The sequence below is a fragment of the Priestia sp. 179-F W1.4 NHS genome (assembly GCF_045369295.1).
GTDB lineage: Bacteria > Bacillota > Bacilli > Bacillales > Bacillaceae_H > Priestia > Priestia zanthoxyli.
In genome coordinates this window covers 330777-353253 of the sequence record NZ_JBIQFF010000001.1, presented here as the reverse complement: position 1 = coordinate 353253, position 22477 = coordinate 330777, and the positions used below count along the sequence as shown (strand labels likewise).

The following is a 22477-nucleotide window of genomic DNA, read 5'->3' as shown; positions in this document are numbered from 1 at the left end:
TAAAGAACCAAAAAGAATCCTTTTTAAAACAAATACTTTAAGAAAATAATTCCTCCTATAAGGACAGCAAAACACGCATAGACCAACACCGCGGCTGCGGCTGCATCTTTTGCGTGTTTTGCTAGTATGTGATATTCAGGAGAAACTAAATCAACAACTTTTTCAACCGCTGTATTCATTAACTCTAAGCTGAACATGCCTGCAATCAGAAGCAGCACAACCGTCCATTCACCAGCTGTAATTGACAGCACAGCGCCTAAGAGAAGGACGATGAAAGAAGCTGCTACGTGAATTTGCATATTTCTCTGTGTTTTACAAACATAGAGAAACCCTTCTATCGCATAACCAAAGCTACTGACAACTTTAGCTATCCCTTTTTTATCGCGAGAGTCCATATTGTTCTAAAATATCTTTTTGACGTGTAAACATCTCTTTTTCATCTTCTGATGTTTCATGGTCATACCCAAGCAAGTGCAAGAAACCGTGAACCGTTAAGAAGCCTAGCTCCCTCATAAACGAGTGGTTGTATTCTTCTGCTTGCTCATGAGCTTTTGGAATCGAAATGACAATGTCCCCTAGGACTCTTGGCATCTCATCTCCGATAATTTGCATTTCATCTTCGCCCATTTCTTCTAGCGCAAACGATATTACATCCGTTGGCTGATTTTTATGGCGGTATTGATGATTGATTTCTTGAATGCGATCATTATCCACAAATGTAACGGATACTTCTGCATCCTCTTGAAGATTTTCATATATAGCAGCGGCTTCAAGCAGCTTCTCAAGCTCTTTTTGCTGCTCTTTACTCACTTCGTTTGTTTCATCAATAAAATCAATAACTAAACTCATACCTTCACCTTCTCTTTTTTTATCTCTGGATATTCAATTCGGGAATGAAAAATCCCATTTAAAGTTTCACATAGTGCTTGGCGAATTAACTCTAGCTCTTTGAGCGTTACGTTACACTCGCTAAGCTGCTCATCCTGCAGGCGATCTTTAATAATATTTCGCACCAAGTTCTCAATCTTTTCCGGAGTTGGATTGGACATTGACCTTACGGCTGCTTCTACACTATCAGCTATGCAAATAACCGCTGCTTCTTTTGACTGAGGTTTTGGTCCAGGATAGCGATATTCTTTTTCATCAATTTTTTCTTCTGTTTGTTCAAGTGCCTTATGATAGAAAAACTTAAGCAGGGTCGTTCCGTGATGCTGCTCTGCAATATCTACAATCTCTTTTGGAAACTTGTGATTTCGCAAAATGGTCGCTCCATCTGTAGCATGTGCGATTATAATATTTTTACTAGTCTTCGGACTTAGTTTATCATGCGGATTGGTAATATTCATTTGATTTTCAATAAAATACTGCGGTCGCTTCGTTTTACCAATATCGTGGTAATAAGCCCCCACTCTCGCTAATAAACCGTTAGCTCCTATCGTTTCGCACGCCGCTTCAGATAAGTTTGCCACCATTACACTGTGATGATACGTTCCCGGTGTTTCGGTTAAGATTTTACGTAATAGCGGATGATTAGGACTCGATAATTCAATCAGCTTCATCGTAGATAAAATGCCAAATCCACTTTCAAAAAACGGAAGCAAACCTATAGCTAAAACGGAAGCAATAACACCAGATGCAATTGACATCATGCTGTAATAGCCAAGCTCTACAGTACCAATTTGGCCATTTTTAATAAAAATAATAGCAAAGCTAATAATTACGTTTACCATAGCCACAAATAGACCTGCCTGCAAAATCCGTGAACGCCTGTGCTGCCTGCTTAAAAATAAAATAGCAGCAATATTGCTAATTAAAAAGTAAATCCCAATGTTCATATTAAACGAGGTTGTCAATTCACCATTAAAAATAATGCTTCCACAAATAGCAAATACAATACTTGATAAAATAGCAATGCGTTCATCCATTAAAATTCGAATCAGCAAACCTCCCACTGCAACAGGAGCTAAGAAACCAATTTCCGATAAATCAATTTGCTGAAACACACTTAAGATTTTCATGAGGCCAATCGTAATGGTTGCTACCAATACATACAACAACAAGGGCTGATATGTCTTGGTGTGAAATTCACGCAAATAGTAAATGAGGCCCGCTATCATCATCACAATCAGCAAAGCTAATCCCGCAAAAGGCTGAATAGATCCTTTATTATTCAACAATCCCGCGAGCTGGAGCTGACGATATATATCAGGATTAATAAGCTGATTTTCTTCTACAATAATCTGGCCTTGTTTAATTCGAACAGGCTCCACTTTTTCCACAGCTGCTTGACGGTTTTCAGCTGTTTTTTGGGGATCATAAATCACATTTGGAATGATAGCGAATTTAGCAATTGCATTCATTGAATCCTTTAGAGAGTTGCTGACATTGGTGTAAACAAGCTGACCTTCTACCTGGTCTTTTTTCTCTTCTACATCGCTAATCTTCACTTGATCTTTCATCACATGATGAACGGCTGTAACTACAGCGTCTTTCGCAATCGATAAATCACTGTTAGAAGACTGAAGCAGCTGCTTGATGGTATCCTTTGGCAAGTTTTTTTGAATGTCTTCAGGAAGCTTGTCCTCTAGCATTTTTTGTTTGGTTTTTAATACGGCATCGATACTGTCATCTTCATGATCTTCTTTTTCATATTCTGTATTAACTTCCATCATCGCATCAAAAATAGATGCAACAAGATCGACTTGGTTCTGTGCGTATTCTGTTTTTTGTGTATACACATCTTCAACGGCTTGTTCTGCCTCTGCCCGTTTTTTCTCTGTGCTCTCTTTATCTTCAATGGTAACGGGTGAGTAAATGGTTTGCGGGGAAATAGACAATAGTCTGAGATCTAATTCCTGCGGCTTTACATTGCTATACATAGACGCAAACATCATTATACCTAACAAGGCATATAACCCAATTTGAATTAACCGTAATCGCTCGATCTGTGCCATTGTTTGCTTGATTATCCGAAACGTTGACACAAACGTACCCCCTTTACAAAAAATAGACCCTATTAAGAAAGGGTCTTTTGGTCAGCTTGTTCGTACGCTTGAATGATGCGTCCCACAAGTGGATGGCGCACAACATCTGACTGTTCTAGATGAACAAACGAAATACCTTTAACATTGGTCAGGATTTTCGAGATAGCCGCTAGACCAGACTGAGCTCCTTTTGGTAAATCAATTTGTGAAATATCTCCTGTAATCACCATTTTAGACCCAAATCCTAGTCGTGTTAAAAACATCTTCATTTGCGCCATCGTGGTGTTTTGTGCTTCGTCTAAGATAACAAACGCATCATCTAGTGTACGACCTCGCATGTAAGCAAGGGGTGCTATTTCAATAACTCCGCGTTCGATTAGGCGTTGCGTATGTTCTGTTCCTAATACATCATGTAATGCATCGTACAGAGGCCGCAAGTACGGATCTACTTTTTCTTTCAAATCTCCTGGCAAGAAGCCAAGACTTTCACCTGCTTCAACAGCAGGACGTGTTAAAATAATACGCTGTACGTGACCATTTTTAAGAGCATTAACGGCCATGACAACGGCTAAATACGTTTTACCGGTACCAGCAGGCCCAATTCCAAATACCAAATCATTTTTCTTAATAGCAGAAATGTAGTGACTTTGTCCTAATGTCTTAACACGAATAGTCTTACCTTTTACGTTTTTACCAATCTCTTCTTCATATACATCTTCAAAAAACTCGAGAGAATTTTTCTTAGCTAATTGAATCGCATACACAACATCTCGTTCAGATATGGAAATATTTTTGCGGATAATGTTCAGTAACTTTTTAAGCATTTCTTCCACTAGCTGAACATTTTCTGTACTTCCGGAGACTACAACCGTCTCACCTCTTGAAATGATCGAGACCTGCATTTCTTCTTCAATTCGCTTTAAATTCGCATCTTGTACGCCAAATAATGAAATGGCTTCGTTTGAATCATCAAGTTGTACGTTAATTGTTACTAGCTGTTCTGACATTCATCAATCTCCTTGAATAATTGGTTGAGTGTTCGCAATATTTTCTATAACTTGGTAATGTATTGATAATCTAACTTTACCATTGTCCTGTTCTTGGTGCAAAACTTTTTCACCTTTTATTTTAGCATCCTCACCTAAAGTTGATAGTAATTTTTTTCGACCGATTTCCAAAGCTTTTTCCACCGCCTCTTGTTTAGAATAGACGCGCTGCGAATTCTGTTCTTCTCGTACAGCAACTTTCTCATACGACAGAGGTAATTTCCATTTAAAAAAATAGAGTGGATGCTCCACTTTTTCTGTCACCTTTGAGCCATATTTCTCTTTGTTAAAAGCCCAAAGAGGCATTTTAAAAGCTTGAAAATCTAAATAGTGCTTCGTATATCCATTACCCGTTAATACTTGAAAATCAGTTTTTAAAGGCACTTCCACCTCAGACTTATACCATGTTTCACCGTAGACTTTTCCTTTAGCAGCTACTACTTTTTTATTTTTTTCGTTTCCAATAATACCGGAAACTAAGACCTCGCCTTCGTTGACAAAATCATTAACCTTGACTAAAGGTTGTCCTTTTTCGACAAACAAATTCGTAATAATAGCTTTCTTTTTAGCAATTAAATGTTGGTAAGGTGTTTTTTGCTGAGGCTTGGGCTCATTTTTTTCAACCACTTGGAAGTGATAAGAAGTGCCGCGCACTTCTACTCCCACCCAGGTAATATTGTTCATATTATCCGTTAAATAGCGCTGAATTTTTTCAGGACTCTCTAACAGAAATTGAAACTCTCCTCTTTTTACACCTATTTTGGCCAGCTGCTTCGTCATTTGATGTTCTGTTTGTGGTTCTGCACCGCTAATTTCCACTTTCCACACCATGTTGGAAAGCAAACCAAGAATAATAAAAAAAGAAAGAAAACCTAAAGCAAATCCACTATTTTTAATCACTCGTTTTGTTAAAAAAGGAAAACCTCGGCCTCTTATAAAATAAATTTTACAGTCTGCGTTGCGAATTAGTATACGAATTTTCTTTACATCTTTCAATAATATCGTTGCTGTAGCTAGCTGACCGTCAACTTTATGGACATTCGAGATCATAATCTGTTGTCTCACACAATTATTTAAGAAACGTTCAATTCCTTTTCCAACAATTCGAATACGTACGGTACCAATAACAAAGTTTGTCCATCCATTCTTCATTTTTTTCCTCCTTGTGTTATTGTTCTAAATAAAGAACTTGATTGATTTTACCTTCTAAAACCAGTTCTTCCGGCAGTATTACTTTAATGACCAGTCCTTCACCTCGAATTAACATTTGTCCCTGTTTTAGTAACACGCGTATTTCAGTATCAGAAAAGGCTAATAAACCTTTATGATTTTCAATATAAATGTGTATTTGTCCAACTAACGTAATACGGGGAAGATCCATTAATACATCAGCGGGTAGTTCCATTGTTTTTGTCATCCATCTTTTCATTTGGTGTCTCCACTTTTTGCTCATAAAAAGAACCCCCTTTCATCTCATGTTTATGAGAAAGGGGGTTAATGTATCACATCTATTTATCGTTTATATTTACGTTGTTTCGATTTTGGCGGCCCTAGAATTTCGGACCATATCACTCCTTGAACAGCTTCTTTACGAGAAATGGGCTTAAAAACGTTTTTCTCATCAGTTATTTTTGGTTTTTCAACTGCGGTTTTCTTTTGAATGGAAGGTTCATGATACGAACGGTTTTTTAGCTCTTCCAGTTTTTCTTGCAAAGGATTTGTTTCTGCTGAAGGAGCGATTTCTGGCTCCATACGAGCTGTTTTTGGCTCTTCTTTGACAGGGCGATATCTAGGTCTTTCCCGCCTTGAAGGATTGTTTACAGGAGGCATAGGAGCTCTTTTAGAACGCTGCTGTTCTTCCTCTTTTGACTGAGCCATAAAACGCTGCACAACGTTAAAAATAATCCCTCCAATGATGACAAAAATGAAAGCATTATTAATAATTAGTTTAATAAGCGTTTCAACGATATTCATTAGGAGAAAACCTCCTTGTTAAACTGATTCATTATTTCTCATCGTCTTCTTTAGACATTTTTCCAATTGAATCACGCATATCCGTATCAGCAGTCAAGTTTTGAATATTCATATAATCCATGACGCCAATATTGCCAGAGCGCAGTGCTTCTGCCATCGCTAATGGTACTTCTGCTTCTGCTTCTACTACTTTTGCACGCATTTCTTCTACTTTTGCACGCATTTCTTGTTCTTGAGCAACGGCCATAGCACGACGTTCTTCGGCTTTTGCTTGGGCAATATTTTTATCTGCTTCTGCTTGGTCTGTTTGAAGAACTGCCCCAATATTTTTACCAATGTCGATATCAGCAATATCAATGGATAAGATTTCAAACGCTGTTCCGGAATCCAACCCTTTTCCTAAAACCGTTTGAGAGATCATATCAGGGTTTTCCAATACTTTTTTGTGATCTTTTTGTGAACCGATTGTAGAAACAATCCCCTCGCCAACACGGGCAATAATCGTTTCTTCTCCAGCTCCCCCTACTAGTCGATCAATGTTTGCACGAACGGTAATTCGGGCTTTTGCTTTGACTTCGATTCCATCCATAGCCACCCCTGCAATAAAAGGTGTTTCAATAACTTTTGGATTAACGCTCATTTGTACAGCTTCTAGCACATCACGGCCCGCTAAGTCGATAGCTGCTCCGCGCTCAAATGTTAACTCAATATTTGCTCGGTGCGCTGCAATCAACGCATTTACCACGCGGTCCACGTTACCGCCTGCTAAATAGTGGCTTTCTAATTGATTAATGGTAATACCTAAACCGGCTTTACTTGCTTTAATTAACGGGTTCACAACGCGAGATGGTATCACTCGACGAAGTCTCATTCCGACCAGTGTGAAAATACTAATACGAACGCCTGCTGCTAATGCTGAGATCCATAACATAATCGGTACAAAAGTGAAAAAAACAGCTAAAGCAATAATTGCTAGGCCAATAACTACAAAAAACAATACGCTACCTGCTTCCATTAATTAAGGTCCTCCTTTTTCAAAGGCTCTGTGAGCTTCCGCACCACAACCCTTGATCCCTCTACTTTTATAATATTTACTAACACATCTTTGTCTAAATATCCGCCTTCAGTGACTACATCCACATACTCTTCATCGATGAGCACGGTGCCTGAAGGACGCAGCGGTGTTGTTGTTTTACCTTGTTTTCCTATTAATTCATACCGATTTTGATTCGATACATAACCAGATTCGGTATTAAGTGAATCATTAAGCACCATTTTTTTGAAAGGTGTAAGCTTTCTTTTAAAAAATTTCATCATCACAAACGCACCTCCCAGTGCCACCACTATTGCAATTACAAGAGAAATTCCCATTTCGACATTATTATCTGTTGACATAAAAAAACTTAAAATGATAGCTCCAAGCCCTAGCAGCCCTAAAACGCCGCCTGGCACTACAATCTCTAATAGAAGCAGTATAATTCCTGCTATAAATAAAACGAGGGCTTCCATTCCTGCTAATCCTGCTACCATATGACCATAGAAAAATAAAAGAAGTGAAGCTACTCCAATGGAGCCCGCAATACCGAATGAAGGCGTAAACAATTCAATTACAATTCCTAAAGCACCAATAGATAATAAAATGGGAACAACAAGCGGATGGGTAAGAAAACGAGCAATTTGTTCACTTACACTCATTTTTGCATACGTCAGTTTAGCATCTTCATAGCCAAGCACGCTCAGGAGATTATCTAAATTTTTTACAGTTCCTTCTGAATAACGAACTTGCTCGGCTTGCTTCGGAGTTAGCGTCAACAATTCGTTTCCTTTTAAGTTGAGCTCAGGTATGACCATCTTTGTGTTTGCCATCGCTTCTGCATATTTAGGGTTTCGGTTATTTTGTTCTGCTGCGCTCTTCATAGCCGATAACCAGTAGGACTGAGCTTTTTTTCCTGCTGCATTTCCCTGTTGGTCAATCACAGCTGCCGATCCCATTGTAGAACCGGGTGTCATATAAATTTGATCGGCGTTAAGTGCAATATACGCTCCGGCCGATAATGCTTTTTTGTCGACAAAAGCAGCGGTAGGAATAGGTGTTGAGGTTAAGCTTTTAGCTATTTCAGAAGCTGCATCTACAGTTCCTCCAGGAGTATCTATGTCCAATATAATCAAATCTGCACCGTCATTTTCCGCATCTTCAATGGATCTGTTTAAAAAAGAAAGCAGTCCATTTTCTACCGTTTTATTGACAGGAATAATGTGTACACGCTTCACGTCAGCGGTGCTAATAGTGGGGAATAACCCAGTGGCTAAAATAAGAAAGCACACGAAAGAAAATAAGGTTTTCACCGAATACACTTCCCTCCTTCCATAGATAGTATGAGTATGTATCTGTGTATACGAATAACTTTAACAATAGTTTCAAATTTTTTAAAATTTATCTATTTTATTCTTTGCACTAGAGAAACAAAACATACGTTCGGATATTATCTATATAAAAAACACCTTACACAAGGTAAGGTGTTTTTTATGATAAGTGTTGAAGGACAAGCTTATTAACAAGAGAGCCATCCGCTTTGCCTTTTACTTTCGGCATAAGCGCTCCCATAACTTTCCCCATATCAGCTTTAGAGGAAGACTGCGTTTCTTCAATCGTCGTTTTAATAATTTCAGATAACTCTTCTTCAGTTAGCTGTTTAGGAGCGTAAACTTCTAAAACCGCTAATTCAGAATGAATTTTATCAACAAGATCTTGACGACCTGCTTTCTCAAATTCATGGAGGGAGTCTTTACGTTGTTTGAATTCGCGAGAAATAACCGTCAACTCGTCTGCTTCAGTTAGGTCAGTGCCTAACTTAATGGCTTCGTTTTGAAGAGATGCTTTGACCATACGAATGACCCCAAGCTTCTCTTTCTCTTTGTTTTTCATCGCTTGTTTCATATCACTATTTAAACGCTCGAGAAGACTCATAAATCCACCCTCTTATTAGAACTTGCGTTTTCTAGCAGCTTCAGATTTCTTCTTACGCTTTACGCTAGGCTTTTCATAGAATTCGCGCTTTCTTGCTTCTTGTAACGTACCAGTTTTTGAAACTGAACGTTTGAAGCGACGAAGAGCATCTTCAAGCGATTCGTTTTTACGAACAACTGTTCTTGACATTCTAATTCCCTCCCTCCGAACAAAACCACTAACATCATAATGAAATGACATGTTAGACATGTCTTTTGCAATTATAATATAATGATTCCTTAAGGTCAACCGCTTTACATAAAGTAATGCAGTTATTCCCCCTTTATTTTATGAACTTTCTTGATAAAACATTACTCGCTCAGCTGTTTTATACGTATGAAAAAAGCTGCGCAAACACGCAGCTTTCCAATAAGTGTTATGAGCTCATTTTCACCTGATCTTGAAGATGAACCTCATCTAGCACGCGAACAAACTCACCTTCATTATAAGGATATCCAGCTTTTGAAATTTTCACTTTTACAAGCTTTCCAACCATTTCTTCAGACGCTTTAAACACAACCTTTAAGTAGTTATCAGTATATCCTACATATAAACCACTTTCAGGATCTTCTTTATATTTTTCTTCCGGAATTACTTCCAGTACTTCTCCTTCAAACGTTGAAGCATATTCTTTTGCCAATTGGTTTGAAAGTTCGATTAAACGGTGCACACGTTGATTTTTTACTTCTTCATCAATCTGGTCGGTCATACGAGCTGCTGGCGTACCTGTACGTTTAGAATACGGGAATACGTGAAGCTCTGAAAAACCGTGCTCTTTAATAAAGTTATACGTCTCCATAAACTCTTCTTCTGTCTCACCTGGGAACCCGACAATCACATCTGATGTAATCGCTAATCCAGGAAGAGCTTCTTTCAGACGGTTTAAGCGCTCGCCAAAGAACTCCATTGTATACTTACGACGCATGCGCTTCAATACCGTATTTGAACCTGATTGAAGAGGGATATGCAAATGACGTACAACCATTTCTGACTGATCTAGTACCTCTATCACTTCGTCCGTAATTTGACTTGCTTCAATTGATGAAATACGAATGCGTTTTAATCCTTTTACTTGAGACTCTAAATCACGAAGAAGCTGGGCAAGATTGTAATCTTTCATGTCTTCTCCGTATCCGCCAGTGTGAATACCTGTTAACACGATTTCTTTATAGCCTGCATCCACTAGCTGCTGTGCTTGTGCTACTACTTCTTTAGGATCACGAGATCGCATTAAACCGCGTGCCCATGGAATAATACAGAATGTACAGAAGTTGTTACAGCCTTCTTGAATTTTTAACGAAGCACGCGTACGGTCTGTAAATGCCGGTACATCTAGCTCTTCATATACGCGTGTTTTCATAATGTTTCCTACACCGTTAATCGGCTGACGCTCTTTTTTAAATTGTTCAATATACTCAAGCATCTTAACACGATCTTGTGTACCTACTACGATATCAACACCAGGAATGGCCATAATTTCAGCTGGCGAAGTTTGAGCATAACATCCAGTTACACAAATAACCGCATCTGGATTTTTTCGCACAGCTCTGCGAATAACTTGACGGCTCTTTTTATCTCCTGTATTTGTTACCGTACATGTATTAATTACATATACATCGGCAGTTTGTTCATATTCAACACGCTCATAGCCTTGGCCTTTGAACAATTGCCAAATTGCTTCTGTTTCATAGTGATTTACTTTACACCCTAGCGTGTGAAAAGCAACTGTTGACATAATCGTCACCTCATTAACTCAGTTTGATAAGATATAGCAGACAGCGCATATAATGGAGCTGTTTCTGCTCGTAAAATCCGCGGACCAAATCCGCTTATTGTAAATTCATTTTCTTCTAATACTTCTACTTCCTGCTCGGTCAAACCACCCTCGGGGCCTACAACCACAAGCACGGAATTGCCGGGTTTTAAAGCTGAAAGAACAGCATGCAGATGAGATGTTTCTCCTTGCTTTGCTCTTTCTTCATAGGCTACAACTTTATGAGTATAGTCACCGCTAATTTCTACTAGTTTCTTAAAAGAAATTGGGGCTTCTACTGCTGGTACAATCGTACGATGAGATTGTTCTGCAGCCTCTTTAGCAATCTTGTTCCAGCGATCTACTTTTTTTTGACTCTTTTTATCATCCCATTTAACAACTGAACGAGCCGCAATAAAAGGGATAAACCTATACGCTCCAAGTTCTGTCCCTTTTTGGATAATAAGCTCGAGCTTATCCCCTTTAGGCAGACCGTTCACAATTGTAACATGGACTGGAAGCTCTTTTTCTTCGCTTATCCATTCTATAATAGATGCTTTCACTTCGTTAGCGGAAATATTTTCAATTTCACACAAAGCAGCTTGCCCCTGTTCATTACAGGCAATAAACTGTGATCCTTCATTCATTCTCATGACGCGTGAGATATGATGGGCATCATCTTGTATCACTGTGACACTTTGCTCTTGAAATTGATCATTTGGCAGAAAATAACGTTGCATCTTGACACCTTCTCACTTGTTAAGCTTGTTTTTGCGCAATAATTGCTACCCAGTCTTCCATAAGCGTTACTTCTTGAATAACAAAGCCCGCTCCCGTTAACGCTTTTTTGACATCTTCTTTTTTCGCACTAATAATACCTGATGTAATGAACATGCCTCCTGGCTTTAATACCTTTGCAGCATCGTCTACAAAACGAACGATTACCTCAGCTAGAATATTCGCCACAACAATGTCAACCGGCCCTTCTATGCCTTGCAATAAGTTGTTTTGACCTACTGTTACGATATTTCCAACTTGATTCAGTTCAATATTTTCGCGGGCAGAACGTACGGCTACTTCATCAAGATCTAGAGCTTGTACATTACTTGCTCCTAACAGGGCTGCGCCAATACTTAGCACTCCTGATCCTGTACCCACGTCAATAACGGTATCTCCTGCTTTCACTGTTCTTTCCAATGCTTGAAGAGACATAACCGTCGTTGGATGCGTACCTGTACCAAAAGCCATTCCGGGATCAAGCTCGATAATCAATTCATCTGTGCTTACTTTTTCATAGTTTTCCCAAGTTGGTACAATCGTAAAACGCTCTGAAATTTTCACAGGGTGGTAATATTTTTTCCAAGCAGTGGCCCACTCTTCTTCGTTCACTTCACTGATCGTAACTTTGTTAGCTCCTAAATCAAAGTCGTAAACAAGCAGTCCATTAATTTCTTTTTTGATACCATCCACAGTTTCTGCTAAAAAGCTGTTAACTGGAAGGTATGCTTTAATCACTACACCTTCCTCTGGGTAGTCTTCTACGTTTAAATCATAGATTTCACCAAAAGTTGTATCTCTGTCCTTCACTAAATCAGCAGGATCTTCAATGACTACCCCGCTAGCTCCTGATTCATGTAAAATATGAGAGATGGGTTCAATTGCTTCTTGCGCTGTATGAATACAAATTTCAGACCATTTCATTGCTACCAACTTCATCCTTTCTGCCTTCAGTAATATAGGATTTTAAATATGAACATGACAGATGACAGGTTGGCAAAGTACCTTTACCAACCTGTCTCTGTTTATTATGAAAGACAATTATTCTCCTTTAATTGCTCGTTTTACTTTTGCAAAAAAGGAATCATGCTGCTCATCAACGGCTTCTTGACCGCTCAGTTCAGCGAACTCACGCAATAATTGTTTTTGTTTTTCTGATATTTTTGTTGGCGTTACAACGCGAACGTGAATATGCTGATCTCCTTGACCATACCCTCGTACGTTTGCCACACCTTTTCCTTTTAAACGGAATTTCGTCCCCGTTTGTGTACCAGCAGGAATCTTCAGCTTCACCTTGCCGTGTAGAGTTGGTACTTCTACTTCATCACCTAGTGCTGCCTGAGCAAACGTTAAAGGCATTTCGCAGTAGATATCGTCTCCATCACGTTCAAAGAATTCATGAGTGCGCACGTGGAACACTACGTATAAATCTCCCGGAGGACCACCATTTACCCCTGGTTCTCCTTGAGCACTAACGCGCAGCTGTTGACCATCATCTACACCAGCTGGAATTTTAACATTAATTTTACGTCGTTTTGTTACTTTACCGTCACCGTGGCACGTTGCACATTTGTCTTTAATGATTTTTCCCGTACCATTACAATGATGACACGCACGTCGATTTACCACGCGACCAAACGGCGTGTTTTGTTCAACGTTTAACTGACCTGAACCATTACAGTGCGAACATGTATCAACTTTTGTTCCAGGTTTTGCACCTGAACCGTGACATGTTTCACACGTTTCTTCACGTGGAATTTCAATTGTTGTTTCTTTTCCGAAAACAGCTTCTTCAAAAGAAAGTGTCATCGTGTATTGTAAATCGGCACCTTGTCTCGGAGCATTAGGGTCACGTCTGCGACCACCACCACCAAAGATCGAGCTGAAAATATCTTCAAAGCCGAAGCCGCCAAAGTCTGAGCCGCCTCCACCAAAGCCGCCAAAGCCTTGATTTGGATCAGTATGACCAAATTGATCGTATTGTGCTTTTTTTTGGTCATTACTCAATACTTCATATGCTTCTTTTACTTCTTTAAATTTGTCAGCAGCATCTTCCGCTTTATTAATATCTGGATGATATTGTTTAGAAAGCTTGCGGTATGCTTTTTTTATTTCATCTTTTGTAGCGCTCTTACTGATACCGAGTACTTCATAGTAATCTCGCTTACTCATCAATACTCACTCCCGAATCGTTTCACATAAACGTAATTGTATCATTATTAATAATTCCATAGCAACATAAAAGTTACTTTCTATTGCTCACGTGCACGCAGAGAGCCAAGAGAAAAACTTCCCCTTTCGCTTTTCCACGTTAAAAAAGTCAAAGCCAAGAAATAAGCTTGACTTTGACTTTTTAAAAAGATGTGAATCGCACCATGGCGTCATTCACGTTAGTCGTCAAGATGCATTATTTTTTGTCGTCGTTTACTTCTTCAAACTCTGCATCTACAACATCATCATTTTGAGCGCCTTGTTCACCTGCTTGCTGAGCTTGTTGAGCTTGCTCATACAATTTTACAGTTAACGCTTGAACGATTTCTTGAAGTTCATCTTTTTTCGCTTTGATTTCTTCAAGGTCATTCTTTTCAATCGCAGCTTTTAAAGCATCTTTTGCTTCGTTAGCTTTTGTTACTTCAGCTTCTTCTACTTTTCCTTCAAGATCTTTTAATGTTTTTTCAGTTGTAAACACTAGTTGATCTGCTTCGTTGCGTAGTTCCACTTCTTCTTTACGTTGCTTATCAGCATCTGCGTTTTCTTCCGCCTCTTTTACCATGCGTTCGATTTCGTCATCTGATAAACCAGTTGAAGATTTAATTGTAATCGCCTGCTCTTTGTTTGTACCTAAATCTTTTGCACGAACGTTTACGATACCGTTCTTATCAATATCGAATGATACTTCGATTTGAGGTACTCCGCGTGGTGCAGGAGGAATGTCTGTTAATTGGAAACGTCCTAGCGTTTTATTGTCTGCAGACATTGGACGCTCACCTTGAAGAACGTGAATATCTACAGCCGTTTGGCTATCTGCAGCCGTTGAGAATACTTGTGATTTACTTGTTGGAATTGTCGTATTACGCTCAATTAGCTTTGTAAATACGCCACCCATTGTTTCGATACCTAGTGATAAAGGCGTTACGTCTAGTAATACAACGTCTTTTACATCACCAGTTAATACGCCACCTTGAATTGCTGCACCAAGTGCAACTACTTCATCAGGGTTTACACCTTTATGAGGATCTTGACCAGTTTCTTTTTTGATTGCATCTTGTACCGCTGGGATACGAGTTGAACCACCAACTAAGATTACTTTATCAAGTTCGCTTGCAGAAAGACCTGCATCTTTTAAAGCTTGACGCACAGGGGCCATTGTACGTTCAACAAGACCTGCTGATAACTCGTCAAATTTAGCACGTGATAAAGATACTTCTAAGTGAAGAGGACCAGCTTCTCCAGCAGTGATAAATGGTAAAGAAATTTGTGTAGATGTTACGCCTGATAAATCTTTTTTCGCTTTTTCAGCCGCATCTTTTAAACGTTGAAGCGCCATTTTATCTTTGCTTAAATCAACGCCGTTTTCTTTTTTGAATTCAGCTACTAAATAGTCGATGATTACTTGGTCAAAGTCGTCACCACCAAGGCGATTGTCACCTGCAGTTGCGCGAACTTCAAACACGCCGTCGCCAAGTTCTAGAATAGATACGTCAAACGTACCGCCACCAAGGTCATAAACTAAAACTGTTTGATCTTCATCTGTTTTTTCTAATCCGTATGCAAGCGCTGCTGCAGTAGGCTCGTTAATAATACGCTCTACTTCTAAACCAGCAATTTTACCAGCATCTTTTGTTGCTTGACGCTCAGCATCATTAAAGTAAGCAGGAACTGTGATAACAGCTTTTGTTACAGGCTCACCTAAATACTCTTCAGCATAACCTTTTAAATGTTGAAGAATGATAGCTGACATTTCTTGAGGCGTGTATTGCTTGCCTTCAGCTTCCACCTTATGGTCTGTACCCATATGACGTTTAACTGAAATAATTGTGTTAGGGTTTGTGATAGCTTGACGTTTCGCTACTTCCCCAACTTGACGCTCACCGTTTTTGAATGCCACAACTGATGGCGTTGTACGGTTTCCTTCTGGGTTTGGAATTACTTTTGGTTCGCCGCCTTCTAATACAGCGACACAAGAGTTAGTTGTACCTAAATCGATACCAATGATCTTACTCATTGACAATGACCTCCTTCATAATATGTAGTGTTATTGATTCACTTTAACCATCGCAGGGCGGATGATTTTATCTTTTAATTTGTAACCTTTTTGAAGCTCTTCTACTACCGTGTTCGGTTCGTATTCATCGTCTTCTACTTGCATCACTGCTTGATGCTCGTATGGATCAAATGTTTTCCCAACTGACTCAATTGCTTCAACACCTTCTTTTTGAAGTGCCTCCACCAATTGACGGTATACCATTTCTACACCTTGTAGCACAGATTTAGTTTGTTCGTCCGCTGTGTTAACTTGTAATGCACGTTCAAAGTTATCAAGTGCTGGTAAAATATCCGCAACCAATGATTGAGCACGGTATTTTTGAGCAGCTTCTGCATCGAGACGTGAACGACGACGGAAATTATCGAAATCAGCTTGTAGACGTAAGTAGCGATTCTCTTCTTCTTCAAGCTGTTGCTTTAATTGATCATTTTCTTGTTGAAGAGGGTTTACTTCCTCAGACGCTTCAGCTTCAGTTGCTTCAGCAGCTTCTGTTTGAACTTCTTCAACCACTTCTTCGTTTTGTTCTTCTACTTGCTTTTCGTTTGACAATTCATTCACCTCCCTTAAATGTTTACACACATTTTCACATTTTAAACAACGATTTTTATTTTATCACAGGGAAAGGATGGAAGTAATATATTCCACCCGATTCCTTTATTCTTTATACAAGTTTGTTAACACTTGAGACATATCTGATGATAGCAGTGTAAGCAAACTAATCACACGCGCATATTCCATGCGGGTCGGTCCCAGTATAGCAATTGTGCCGAGCTGTTCGTGACCAAAAGAATAACTAGCTGTAATTAAGCTGCAGCCTACCATTTCATTCAACTTATTTTCATGACCAATTTTCACGTGTATGCCAGCCTCATTTGGGCTTAGCAGCTTATAAAACTGCTGTTCATGTTCAATAATGTTGAACAGCCCGCGAATTTTATTAAGATCATGAAATTCCGGCTGAGCAAACATATTCGTTTTGCCGCCAACTACTAATTTGCCATTCATGTTGAGCTTTAATGCATCATTGAGTATATCCATCGTCTGCTCATACCCTTGAATGTGGCTTTTTAAGAGCGTCGCTACTTCTTTGTACATTTTATCATGTAAATCAGTAATGCGAACGCCGATGAGCTTTTCGTTCAAAATGTTAACCATCTTTTCAATATCAGAAGGTTGAATACTGCTCGGTAACGTAATCGTCCGACTTTCAACGTGTCCTGTATCAGTCACAATAATGGCAACAGCTGACTGAGCCGTTAAAGGTAAAATCTGCAGCTGTTTTAACTTATGGCTGACCGCTTTTGGCCCTAGCACAATGGACGTTAAACTCGTTAAATCAGATAAAATTTGCGCTGATTTTTGAACGAGCTGCTCCAGTTCTACAATGCGCTCAGCAAATACCGAACGTACTGTAGAAACATCGCTTGCTTTCAAGTGCTGCGGGGACACTAGGTGATCAACATAATAACGATAGCCTTTCTCAGACGGAACGCGCCCTGAAGAAGTATGAGTTTTTTCAATAAATCCAAGTTCTTCTAGGTCTGACATCTCATTACGAATCGTAGCCGAACTAAAATTAAACTCTTCTTTCTTAGATAATGTTCGAGAGCCTACCGGCTGCGCAGATCGAATGAAATCATCAATAATGACTTGTAAAATTAATAACTGTCGATCAGTAAGCACGCTTCATCACCTCTGTTAGCACTCTAAAACTCTGAGTGCTAAATCTAATAATAAATTACCAAATCACTATAGCGATGTCAACGATTTGGTATTAGATTATCCCAATAAAGGCTTGAAAAACTTCATTCCCCAAAAATCGACCATTGTGTGTTAAAAAGACGGAGCTATTGTCTTCACCCAAAAGTCCTTTCTCTTTGTATTCTTGAATAGGTTCTCCAAATACATCTTTTAATTCTCGATTGAATTTTTGCTTAAACTCCTCTTTTGAGACTCCTTTCGTTTTACGAAGACCCAAAAACATTTCTTCTTCCATTTTTTCAGCCTCGGTCACGCTCACTTCATTAAGATATGCATTTCCTTTTTGCTCGACTGAATCAATGTACTTTTTTAATGGTCCAATATTTGCTCGTCTTATTCCGTCAATATAGCTATGTGCGCCTGCACCAATTCCGTAATAATCGTCGTTGTTCCAATATGTTAGATTATGAATACTCTCGTAGCCTGACTTTGCGAAATTACTGATTTCATATTGATGAAAACCTTGTTTGTCCATTTCTTTCATAAGCAGCTCATACATAGCTGCCTCTTCTTCTTGAGCAGGCAGCGGCAGCTTCCCTTTATTCATTAAATTATAAAATACCGTTTTAGGTTCAATAATTAACGAATAGGCAGACATATGCTCTACCTCTAATGAAAAAGCGGTTTGAAGCGTAGAAGAAAAATCAGCTACCGTTTGTTCCGGCAAGCTATAAATTAAGTCTAAGCTTATATTCGACATTCCAATCTTTCTCGCTTGCTCAATACAATCAAATACCTGCCTATTTGAATGCACACGTCCAATTTTCTCCAATAACCTTTCATTAAACGTTTGTACACCAATACTTAAACGATTCACGCCATAGTCATGGAGAAGCTGAAGCTTTTCTTTTGTCAATTCATTCGGATTCGCTTCAAATGTAAACTCACCTTTCTCATCATAAGGAAGATACATACGAATGGATTCTAAAAAATACTCCAGCTGCTGTTCATCTAAGGCTGTGGGCGTTCCACCCCCAACGAATATCGTGTTCAAATTGGTCGTTGGATAACGTTCGACTGTTTGTTTCATTTCTTCTCGCATGCTTTCCAAATACGGCATAACGGGCTGATTTTTGAAAAACACTTTATTAAAGTCACAATAGTGACAAATATGATGACAAAACGGGATATGCAGATATGCTGCCTTCACCATGGACTTTCACCTCAATCACATTTATAAATGATAAAAATACCGCAGAGTCTCTCTGCGGTATTTTTATCTATGTTCGTTCACACTTATTTACAGCGCTCAAAACTCTTTACTATCGTATCAGATTCGCTTCATTTTCAAAACTAATTTGACATGTTAAATAATAGAATTTCAGCTATTAATCTTCGTCCATGCGAAGCACAGCCATGAATGCTTCCTGCGGTACTTCAACAGAACCGACCTGCTTCATACGTTTTTTACCTTCTTTTTGTTTTTCAAGAAGTTTACGTTTACGAGAGATATCTCCTCCGTAACATTTTGCTAAAACGTTTTTGCGAATGGCTTTAATTGTTGAACGCGCCACAATTTTTTGACCGATTGCCGCTTGAATCGGCACTTCGAACTGTTGACGTGGAATAAGCTCTTTAAGCTTTTCTACAATGACTTTACCACGATCATAAGCTGAATCTCTGTGAACGATAAAGGACAGCGCATCGACCGTTTCACCGTTTAAGAGAATATCCATCTTCACAAGCTTCGAAGGCTGATATCCGATAAGCTCGTAGTCAAACGACGCGTAGCCTTTTGTATTTGATTTTAGTTGATCAAAGAAATCATATACAATTTCAGCCAGCGGAATTTCGTATACAATACTCACGCGATTAGCATCCAAGTACTGCATATCAATAAAGTTGCCTCGCTTCTTCTGACAAAGCTCCATCACAGCACCAACATAATCGTTTGGTACCATCATTGTGGCCTTCACATACGGTTCTTCCACGCGTTCAATCTTTTGTGGGTCCGGCATATTAGAAGGGTTATCTACAGACAGATGAGTCTCGTCTGTTAAATATACGTCATAAATAACGCTTGGAGCTGTTGTAATTAAATCAATTTTAAATTCACGCTCAATACGCTCTTGGATAATCTCCATGTGAAGCAGTCCTAAGAATCCACATCGGAAACCAAACCCTAAGGCCTGAGACGTCTCTGGCTCAAACTGAAGTGCAGAGTCATTTAGCTCTAACTTTTCTAGTGCTTCACGAAGATCGTTATACTTCGCTGTATCAATCGGATACAGTCCGCAGTATACCATTGGATTCAGACGACGATAGCCAGGAAGAGGTTCACTTGCTCCGTTTTTGGCAAGAGTAATCGTGTCCCCTACTCGCGTATCTCCAACATTTTTAATAGCTGCTGTTAAAAACCCTACGTCGCCAACAGAAAGTTCATCTTTAGCAACGGCTTTTGGCGTTAACACACCTAGCTCCGTTACCTCAAACTCTTTTCCTGTTGCCATCATTTTAATTTTGTCGCCTACTTTTACTCGTCCCTGTACGATACGAATAGATGCAACTACACCTCGGTATGCATCATAAAATGAATCAAAGATTAACGCTTGAAGCGGTGCATCTGGATCCCCTTCAGGAGCAGGAACTTTTTCAACAATTTGTTCTAAAATTTCTTCGATTCCAATTCCTGCTTTAGCTGAAGCTAATACAGCTTCCGACGCATCTAATCCAATTACGTCTTCAACCTCTTGGCGCACTCGCTCTGGCTCTGCGCTCGGCAGGTCAATCTTATTAATGACAGGTAAAATTTCAAGGTTGTTATCAAGCGCTAAATATACGTTTGCTAGTGTTTGAGCTTCAATACCTTGAGCTGCATCTACTACTAGAATAGCACCTTCACACGCGGCTAAACTTCGCGACACTTCATATGTAAAATCGACGTGTCCCGGTGTGTCAATTAGATGAAAAGTATACTCTTCTCCATCTTTTGCTTTGTATTGAAGCTGCACAGCATTTAATTTAATGGTAATTCCACGTTCACGTTCTAAATCCATCGAATCTAAAAGCTGAGCTTTCATTTCTCGCTGTGTTAACGCATTTGTTTTTTCTAAAATACGGTCTGCTAATGTTGACTTACCGTGGTCTATATGAGCAATAATCGAAAAGTTTCTGATTTTCGATTGTCGTTTCAATCTTGCTTCTCTATCCATATTTTTTTCACTCCTACTGAAAATCGGCAAAATACACTAAACTAAATTATAACAACACATTCGTCAACATTCAATAAGCATTCCATTGGGGATTTTTCCATACAAAAAAGCAGAAAGAGATTCTGCTTTTAATTAAGAAGATGATGGATAGCCTTAAAAGCTTTTCCTATTGTACTTTTCACGCCTTCCGCTAGACTTTGACCTAGCGAGGAGAAAAAGTTAAAAGCCTTTCGTTTTTCTAAAAGCTGCTGTTTTTCATCAATGTTCACAACTTTTTTTGAACCTAAAACAGCAGCTTCCACCTGACCATCTGACGTTTTAGACACATTAATAACATGTTCAATCGAAGGATCATTATATCCCTTCATTTTAATCAGCCCTTGCTGAGCCGTCTGCATTCCTAAAAATACGACGAACAGTAAAAAAATAGTTAGCACTACTGATTTTAAAGTAAATTTAATCATATTATTAGGCCCCTTACTTCTTTATCTTCTGTAGTACTAACCATTATGACTATATTCTGAAGAACTCATTCATCTAAAAGCGTATTAATGAGTATATGCCCCAAAGTTCTCTTGGTCCACTTCATGATGCAAAGCAGCGTTAAGTCCTCCTGCAACTACATTAGCCATATCTTCAATAAACATATCCACTTCTTTTGGCGTAACCATCAAATTATGACCTAAAGGTGCAAGCACTTCATGAATAAGACGTCTTTTTTCTTCATCGGGAAGAGTGCCAATCATACCGAGGTACGTTTGACGCTGCTCTTCATTGGGTAAATCATCCTCCGTGAGCTTCTTTTTTTCTCCAAACGTCATACCGGACGGAAGCAGCGACTTAGACGGCTTTCCCTGCTCTTTCATTTCTCGGCCGAAATGTTTTAAGATAAAGTCAATTGTATCGCTTGTAATGGACACAGCATCCACCACCGTTGGAATACCTATTGCAATAACTGGAATGCCAAGTGTTTCATAACTGATTTCTTTGCGCTTGTTTCCAACCCCAGACCCAGGATGAATACCTGAATCTGAAATTTGAATGGTAGCATTTACCCGTTCAATCGAACGAGCGGCCAGCGCATCGATTGCAATAATAAAATCTGGATTCACTTTCTTTACAACGCCAAAGATAATATCACTTGTCTCAATACCCGTCATTCCCATTACTCCCGGAACAATGGCGCTAACGGGTCTAAAGCCATCTTGCACGCTTTCAGGCTGTAACTCAAACAAATGTCTTGTAATCAACAGATTATCTACTGCCTTTGGTCCAAGCGCATCTGGTGTCACACTTAAGTTTCCAAGACCTACTACAAGACAGCTAGCATCATCTGGAATGTTGAGGCTTTTAATAAAAAAATTCAGCTCTTTAGCAAATACTTCTTCCATAGCCTCTTGCTTTTCAGTATCCTGCTCGCGAATGCCTACCGATTCAAGGGTTACATATCGGCCTTTTTTCTTACCGATTGCTTCTGCGCCCTCTTCCGTAATTTCTACCATTGAAATTTTGACACCTTGTTCTTCTTTTTCTTTTACAATTACGCCGTTGATTTCTGACTGGTTATTCGGTTTAGGCTGATTTTCTAACGCTATGTCTTTTGCTTCGACAGCTAAATCCGTGCGCACGCTATATTGACTTAAATCAAGTTCTTTTTCCATTTCTTAACCTCCTAGACAATCTTTGTTGAAATTATTGTCACCGAGGACTGGCAGATTCATGCATTTAAGAAATGAAAAGTAGAAGGAAGGGCACA

22 protein-coding genes are annotated in these 22477 nt (G+C 39.2%); all 22 read right to left on the bottom strand.

The features are described 5' to 3' along the window. Nucleotides 1-23 precede the first annotated feature (23 nt). Nucleotides 24-395: a diacylglycerol kinase family protein gene (locus ACH0CI_RS01760; RefSeq protein ID WP_016765589.1), complete on the bottom strand. Its 372-nt coding sequence runs from the start codon at nucleotides 393-395 to the stop codon at nucleotides 24-26. Beyond that, nucleotides 379-849 carry an rRNA maturation RNase YbeY gene (ybeY, locus tag ACH0CI_RS01755; RefSeq protein WP_028411646.1) on the bottom strand — a complete coding sequence of 157 codons (471 nt, stop codon included), beginning with the start codon at nucleotides 847-849 and terminating at the stop codon, nucleotides 379-381. The genes ACH0CI_RS01760 and ybeY overlap by 17 nt, the downstream gene beginning before the upstream one ends. Then, nucleotides 846-2954 carry an HD family phosphohydrolase gene (locus ACH0CI_RS01750; protein ID WP_186808524.1) on the bottom strand — a complete coding sequence of 703 codons (2109 nt, stop codon included), beginning with the start codon at nucleotides 2952-2954 and terminating at the stop codon, nucleotides 846-848. Before ACH0CI_RS01750 ends, ybeY begins: the two co-directional genes overlap by 4 nt. Before the next feature lie 62 nt (nucleotides 2955-3016). Beyond that, nucleotides 3017-3991, bottom strand: a complete 975-nt coding sequence (locus tag ACH0CI_RS01745) for a PhoH family protein (protein ID WP_406900807.1) — start codon at nucleotides 3989-3991, stop codon at nucleotides 3017-3019. Between the two features lie 3 nt (nucleotides 3992-3994). Beyond that, complete coding sequence (yqfD, locus tag ACH0CI_RS01740) at nucleotides 3995-5182, bottom strand: sporulation protein YqfD (RefSeq protein ID WP_028411649.1); 1188 nt, start codon at nucleotides 5180-5182, stop codon at nucleotides 3995-3997. A 16-nt stretch (nucleotides 5183-5198) separates the two neighbouring features. Beyond that, entirely contained in the window at nucleotides 5199-5483 is a 285-nt protein-coding gene (gene yqfC / locus ACH0CI_RS01735; RefSeq protein ID WP_013059232.1) for a sporulation protein YqfC, read from the bottom strand. Between the two features lie 59 nt (nucleotides 5484-5542). Beyond that, entirely contained in the window at nucleotides 5543-6004 is a 462-nt protein-coding gene (locus tag ACH0CI_RS01730) for a hypothetical protein (protein ID WP_335387944.1), read from the bottom strand. A gap of 31 nt (nucleotides 6005-6035) precedes the next feature. Then, the gene (gene floA, locus ACH0CI_RS01725; RefSeq protein ID WP_028411651.1) at nucleotides 6036-7019 is read right to left on the bottom strand and encodes a flotillin-like protein FloA; all 984 of its coding nucleotides are present in this window, start codon (nucleotides 7017-7019) and stop codon (nucleotides 6036-6038) included. Then, nucleotides 7019-8350, bottom strand: coding sequence for an NfeD family protein (locus ACH0CI_RS01720; protein ID WP_406900806.1), 1332 nt, complete (start codon nucleotides 8348-8350; stop codon nucleotides 7019-7021). The genes floA and ACH0CI_RS01720 overlap by 1 nt, the downstream gene beginning before the upstream one ends. 178 nt (nucleotides 8351-8528) lie before the next feature. Continuing rightward, nucleotides 8529-8972: a GatB/YqeY domain-containing protein gene (locus tag ACH0CI_RS01715; RefSeq protein WP_013059236.1), complete on the bottom strand. Its 444-nt coding sequence runs from the start codon at nucleotides 8970-8972 to the stop codon at nucleotides 8529-8531. A 15-nt stretch (nucleotides 8973-8987) separates the two neighbouring features. Further along, the gene (rpsU, locus tag ACH0CI_RS01710) at nucleotides 8988-9161 is read right to left on the bottom strand and encodes a 30S ribosomal protein S21 (protein ID WP_013059237.1); all 174 of its coding nucleotides are present in this window, start codon (nucleotides 9159-9161) and stop codon (nucleotides 8988-8990) included. 226 nt (nucleotides 9162-9387) lie between these two features. Next, nucleotides 9388-10746, bottom strand: coding sequence for a tRNA (N(6)-L-threonylcarbamoyladenosine(37)-C(2))-methylthiotransferase MtaB (gene mtaB, locus ACH0CI_RS01705; protein WP_049166213.1), 1359 nt, complete (start codon nucleotides 10744-10746; stop codon nucleotides 9388-9390). A 5-nt stretch (nucleotides 10747-10751) separates the two neighbouring features. Next, a complete protein-coding gene (locus ACH0CI_RS01700; RefSeq protein ID WP_033579675.1) occupies nucleotides 10752-11504 on the bottom strand; it encodes a 16S rRNA (uracil(1498)-N(3))-methyltransferase in 753 nt (250 codons plus the stop codon). 19 nt (nucleotides 11505-11523) lie between these two features. After that, nucleotides 11524-12465 (bottom strand): 50S ribosomal protein L11 methyltransferase, encoded by a 942-nt coding sequence (gene prmA / locus ACH0CI_RS01695; protein WP_028411654.1) that lies wholly within the window; start codon nucleotides 12463-12465, stop codon nucleotides 11524-11526. A gap of 117 nt (nucleotides 12466-12582) precedes the next feature. Next, nucleotides 12583-13713: a molecular chaperone DnaJ gene (gene dnaJ / locus ACH0CI_RS01690; RefSeq protein WP_406900805.1), complete on the bottom strand. Its 1131-nt coding sequence runs from the start codon at nucleotides 13711-13713 to the stop codon at nucleotides 12583-12585. A gap of 235 nt (nucleotides 13714-13948) precedes the next feature. Further along, the gene (dnaK, locus tag ACH0CI_RS01685) at nucleotides 13949-15766 is read right to left on the bottom strand and encodes a molecular chaperone DnaK (protein ID WP_014458181.1); all 1818 of its coding nucleotides are present in this window, start codon (nucleotides 15764-15766) and stop codon (nucleotides 13949-13951) included. Nucleotides 15767-15796: 30 nt separating this feature from the next. Then, nucleotides 15797-16357 (bottom strand): nucleotide exchange factor GrpE, encoded by a 561-nt coding sequence (gene grpE, locus ACH0CI_RS01680; protein WP_028411655.1) that lies wholly within the window; start codon nucleotides 16355-16357, stop codon nucleotides 15797-15799. Nucleotides 16358-16462: 105 nt separating this feature from the next. Next, nucleotides 16463-17491: a heat-inducible transcriptional repressor HrcA gene (gene hrcA, locus ACH0CI_RS01675; RefSeq protein ID WP_013059244.1), complete on the bottom strand. Its 1029-nt coding sequence runs from the start codon at nucleotides 17489-17491 to the stop codon at nucleotides 16463-16465. A gap of 91 nt (nucleotides 17492-17582) precedes the next feature. Next, on the bottom strand, nucleotides 17583-18722 hold the full coding sequence (gene hemW / locus ACH0CI_RS01670) for a radical SAM family heme chaperone HemW (protein ID WP_047749825.1): 1140 nt from the start codon (nucleotides 18720-18722) through the stop codon (nucleotides 17583-17585). A gap of 175 nt (nucleotides 18723-18897) precedes the next feature. After that, the gene (gene lepA, locus ACH0CI_RS01665) at nucleotides 18898-20721 is read right to left on the bottom strand and encodes a translation elongation factor 4 (RefSeq protein WP_013059246.1); all 1824 of its coding nucleotides are present in this window, start codon (nucleotides 20719-20721) and stop codon (nucleotides 18898-18900) included. A gap of 128 nt (nucleotides 20722-20849) precedes the next feature. Next, nucleotides 20850-21185 carry a YqxA family protein gene (locus ACH0CI_RS01660; RefSeq protein ID WP_028411657.1) on the bottom strand — a complete coding sequence of 112 codons (336 nt, stop codon included), beginning with the start codon at nucleotides 21183-21185 and terminating at the stop codon, nucleotides 20850-20852. 84 nt (nucleotides 21186-21269) lie between these two features. Further along, nucleotides 21270-22382, bottom strand: coding sequence for a GPR endopeptidase (gene gpr, locus ACH0CI_RS01655; protein WP_028411658.1), 1113 nt, complete (start codon nucleotides 22380-22382; stop codon nucleotides 21270-21272). Between the last annotated feature and the right edge of the window lie 95 nt (nucleotides 22383-22477).

Excerpts from the sequence above, each read along its gene's own strand:
- ACH0CI_RS01760 (WP_016765589.1), bottom strand. The coding sequence starts at position 395 with ATGGACTCTCGCGATAAAAAAGGGATAGCTAAAGTTGTCAGTAGCTTT.
- ybeY (WP_028411646.1), bottom strand. The coding sequence starts at position 849 with ATGAGTTTAGTTATTGATTTTATTGATGAAACAAACGAAGTGAGTAAA.
- ACH0CI_RS01750 (WP_186808524.1), bottom strand. The coding sequence starts at position 2,954 with ATGGCACAGATCGAGCGATTACGGTTAATTCAAATTGGGTTATATGCC.
- ACH0CI_RS01745 (WP_406900807.1), bottom strand. The coding sequence starts at position 3,991 with ATGTCAGAACAGCTAGTAACAATTAACGTACAACTTGATGATTCAAAC.
- yqfD (WP_028411649.1), bottom strand. The coding sequence starts at position 5,182 with ATGAAGAATGGATGGACAAACTTTGTTATTGGTACCGTACGTATTCGA.
- yqfC (WP_013059232.1), bottom strand. The coding sequence starts at position 5,483 with ATGAGCAAAAAGTGGAGACACCAAATGAAAAGATGGATGACAAAAACA.
- ACH0CI_RS01730 (WP_335387944.1), bottom strand. The coding sequence starts at position 6,004 with ATGAATATCGTTGAAACGCTTATTAAACTAATTATTAATAATGCTTTC.
- floA (WP_028411651.1), bottom strand. The coding sequence starts at position 7,019 with ATGGAAGCAGGTAGCGTATTGTTTTTTGTAGTTATTGGCCTAGCAATT.
- ACH0CI_RS01715 (WP_013059236.1), bottom strand. The coding sequence starts at position 8,972 with ATGAGTCTTCTCGAGCGTTTAAATAGTGATATGAAACAAGCGATGAAA.
- rpsU (WP_013059237.1), bottom strand. The coding sequence starts at position 9,161 with ATGTCAAGAACAGTTGTTCGTAAAAACGAATCGCTTGAAGATGCTCTT.
- mtaB (WP_049166213.1), bottom strand. The coding sequence starts at position 10,746 with ATGTCAACAGTTGCTTTTCACACGCTAGGGTGTAAAGTAAATCACTAT.
- ACH0CI_RS01700 (WP_033579675.1), bottom strand. The coding sequence starts at position 11,504 with ATGCAACGTTATTTTCTGCCAAATGATCAATTTCAAGAGCAAAGTGTC.
- prmA (WP_028411654.1), bottom strand. The coding sequence starts at position 12,465 with ATGAAATGGTCTGAAATTTGTATTCATACAGCGCAAGAAGCAATTGAA.
- dnaJ (WP_406900805.1), bottom strand. The coding sequence starts at position 13,713 with ATGAGTAAGCGAGATTACTATGAAGTACTCGGTATCAGTAAGAGCGCT.
- dnaK (WP_014458181.1), bottom strand. The coding sequence starts at position 15,766 with ATGAGTAAGATCATTGGTATCGATTTAGGTACAACTAACTCTTGTGTC.
- hemW (WP_047749825.1), bottom strand. The coding sequence starts at position 18,722 with ATGGTGAAGGCAGCATATCTGCATATCCCGTTTTGTCATCATATTTGT.
- lepA (WP_013059246.1), bottom strand. The coding sequence starts at position 20,721 with ATGGATAGAGAAGCAAGATTGAAACGACAATCGAAAATCAGAAACTTT.
- ACH0CI_RS01660 (WP_028411657.1), bottom strand. The coding sequence starts at position 21,185 with ATGATTAAATTTACTTTAAAATCAGTAGTGCTAACTATTTTTTTACTG.
- gpr (WP_028411658.1), bottom strand. The coding sequence starts at position 22,382 with ATGGAAAAAGAACTTGATTTAAGTCAATATAGCGTGCGCACGGATTTA.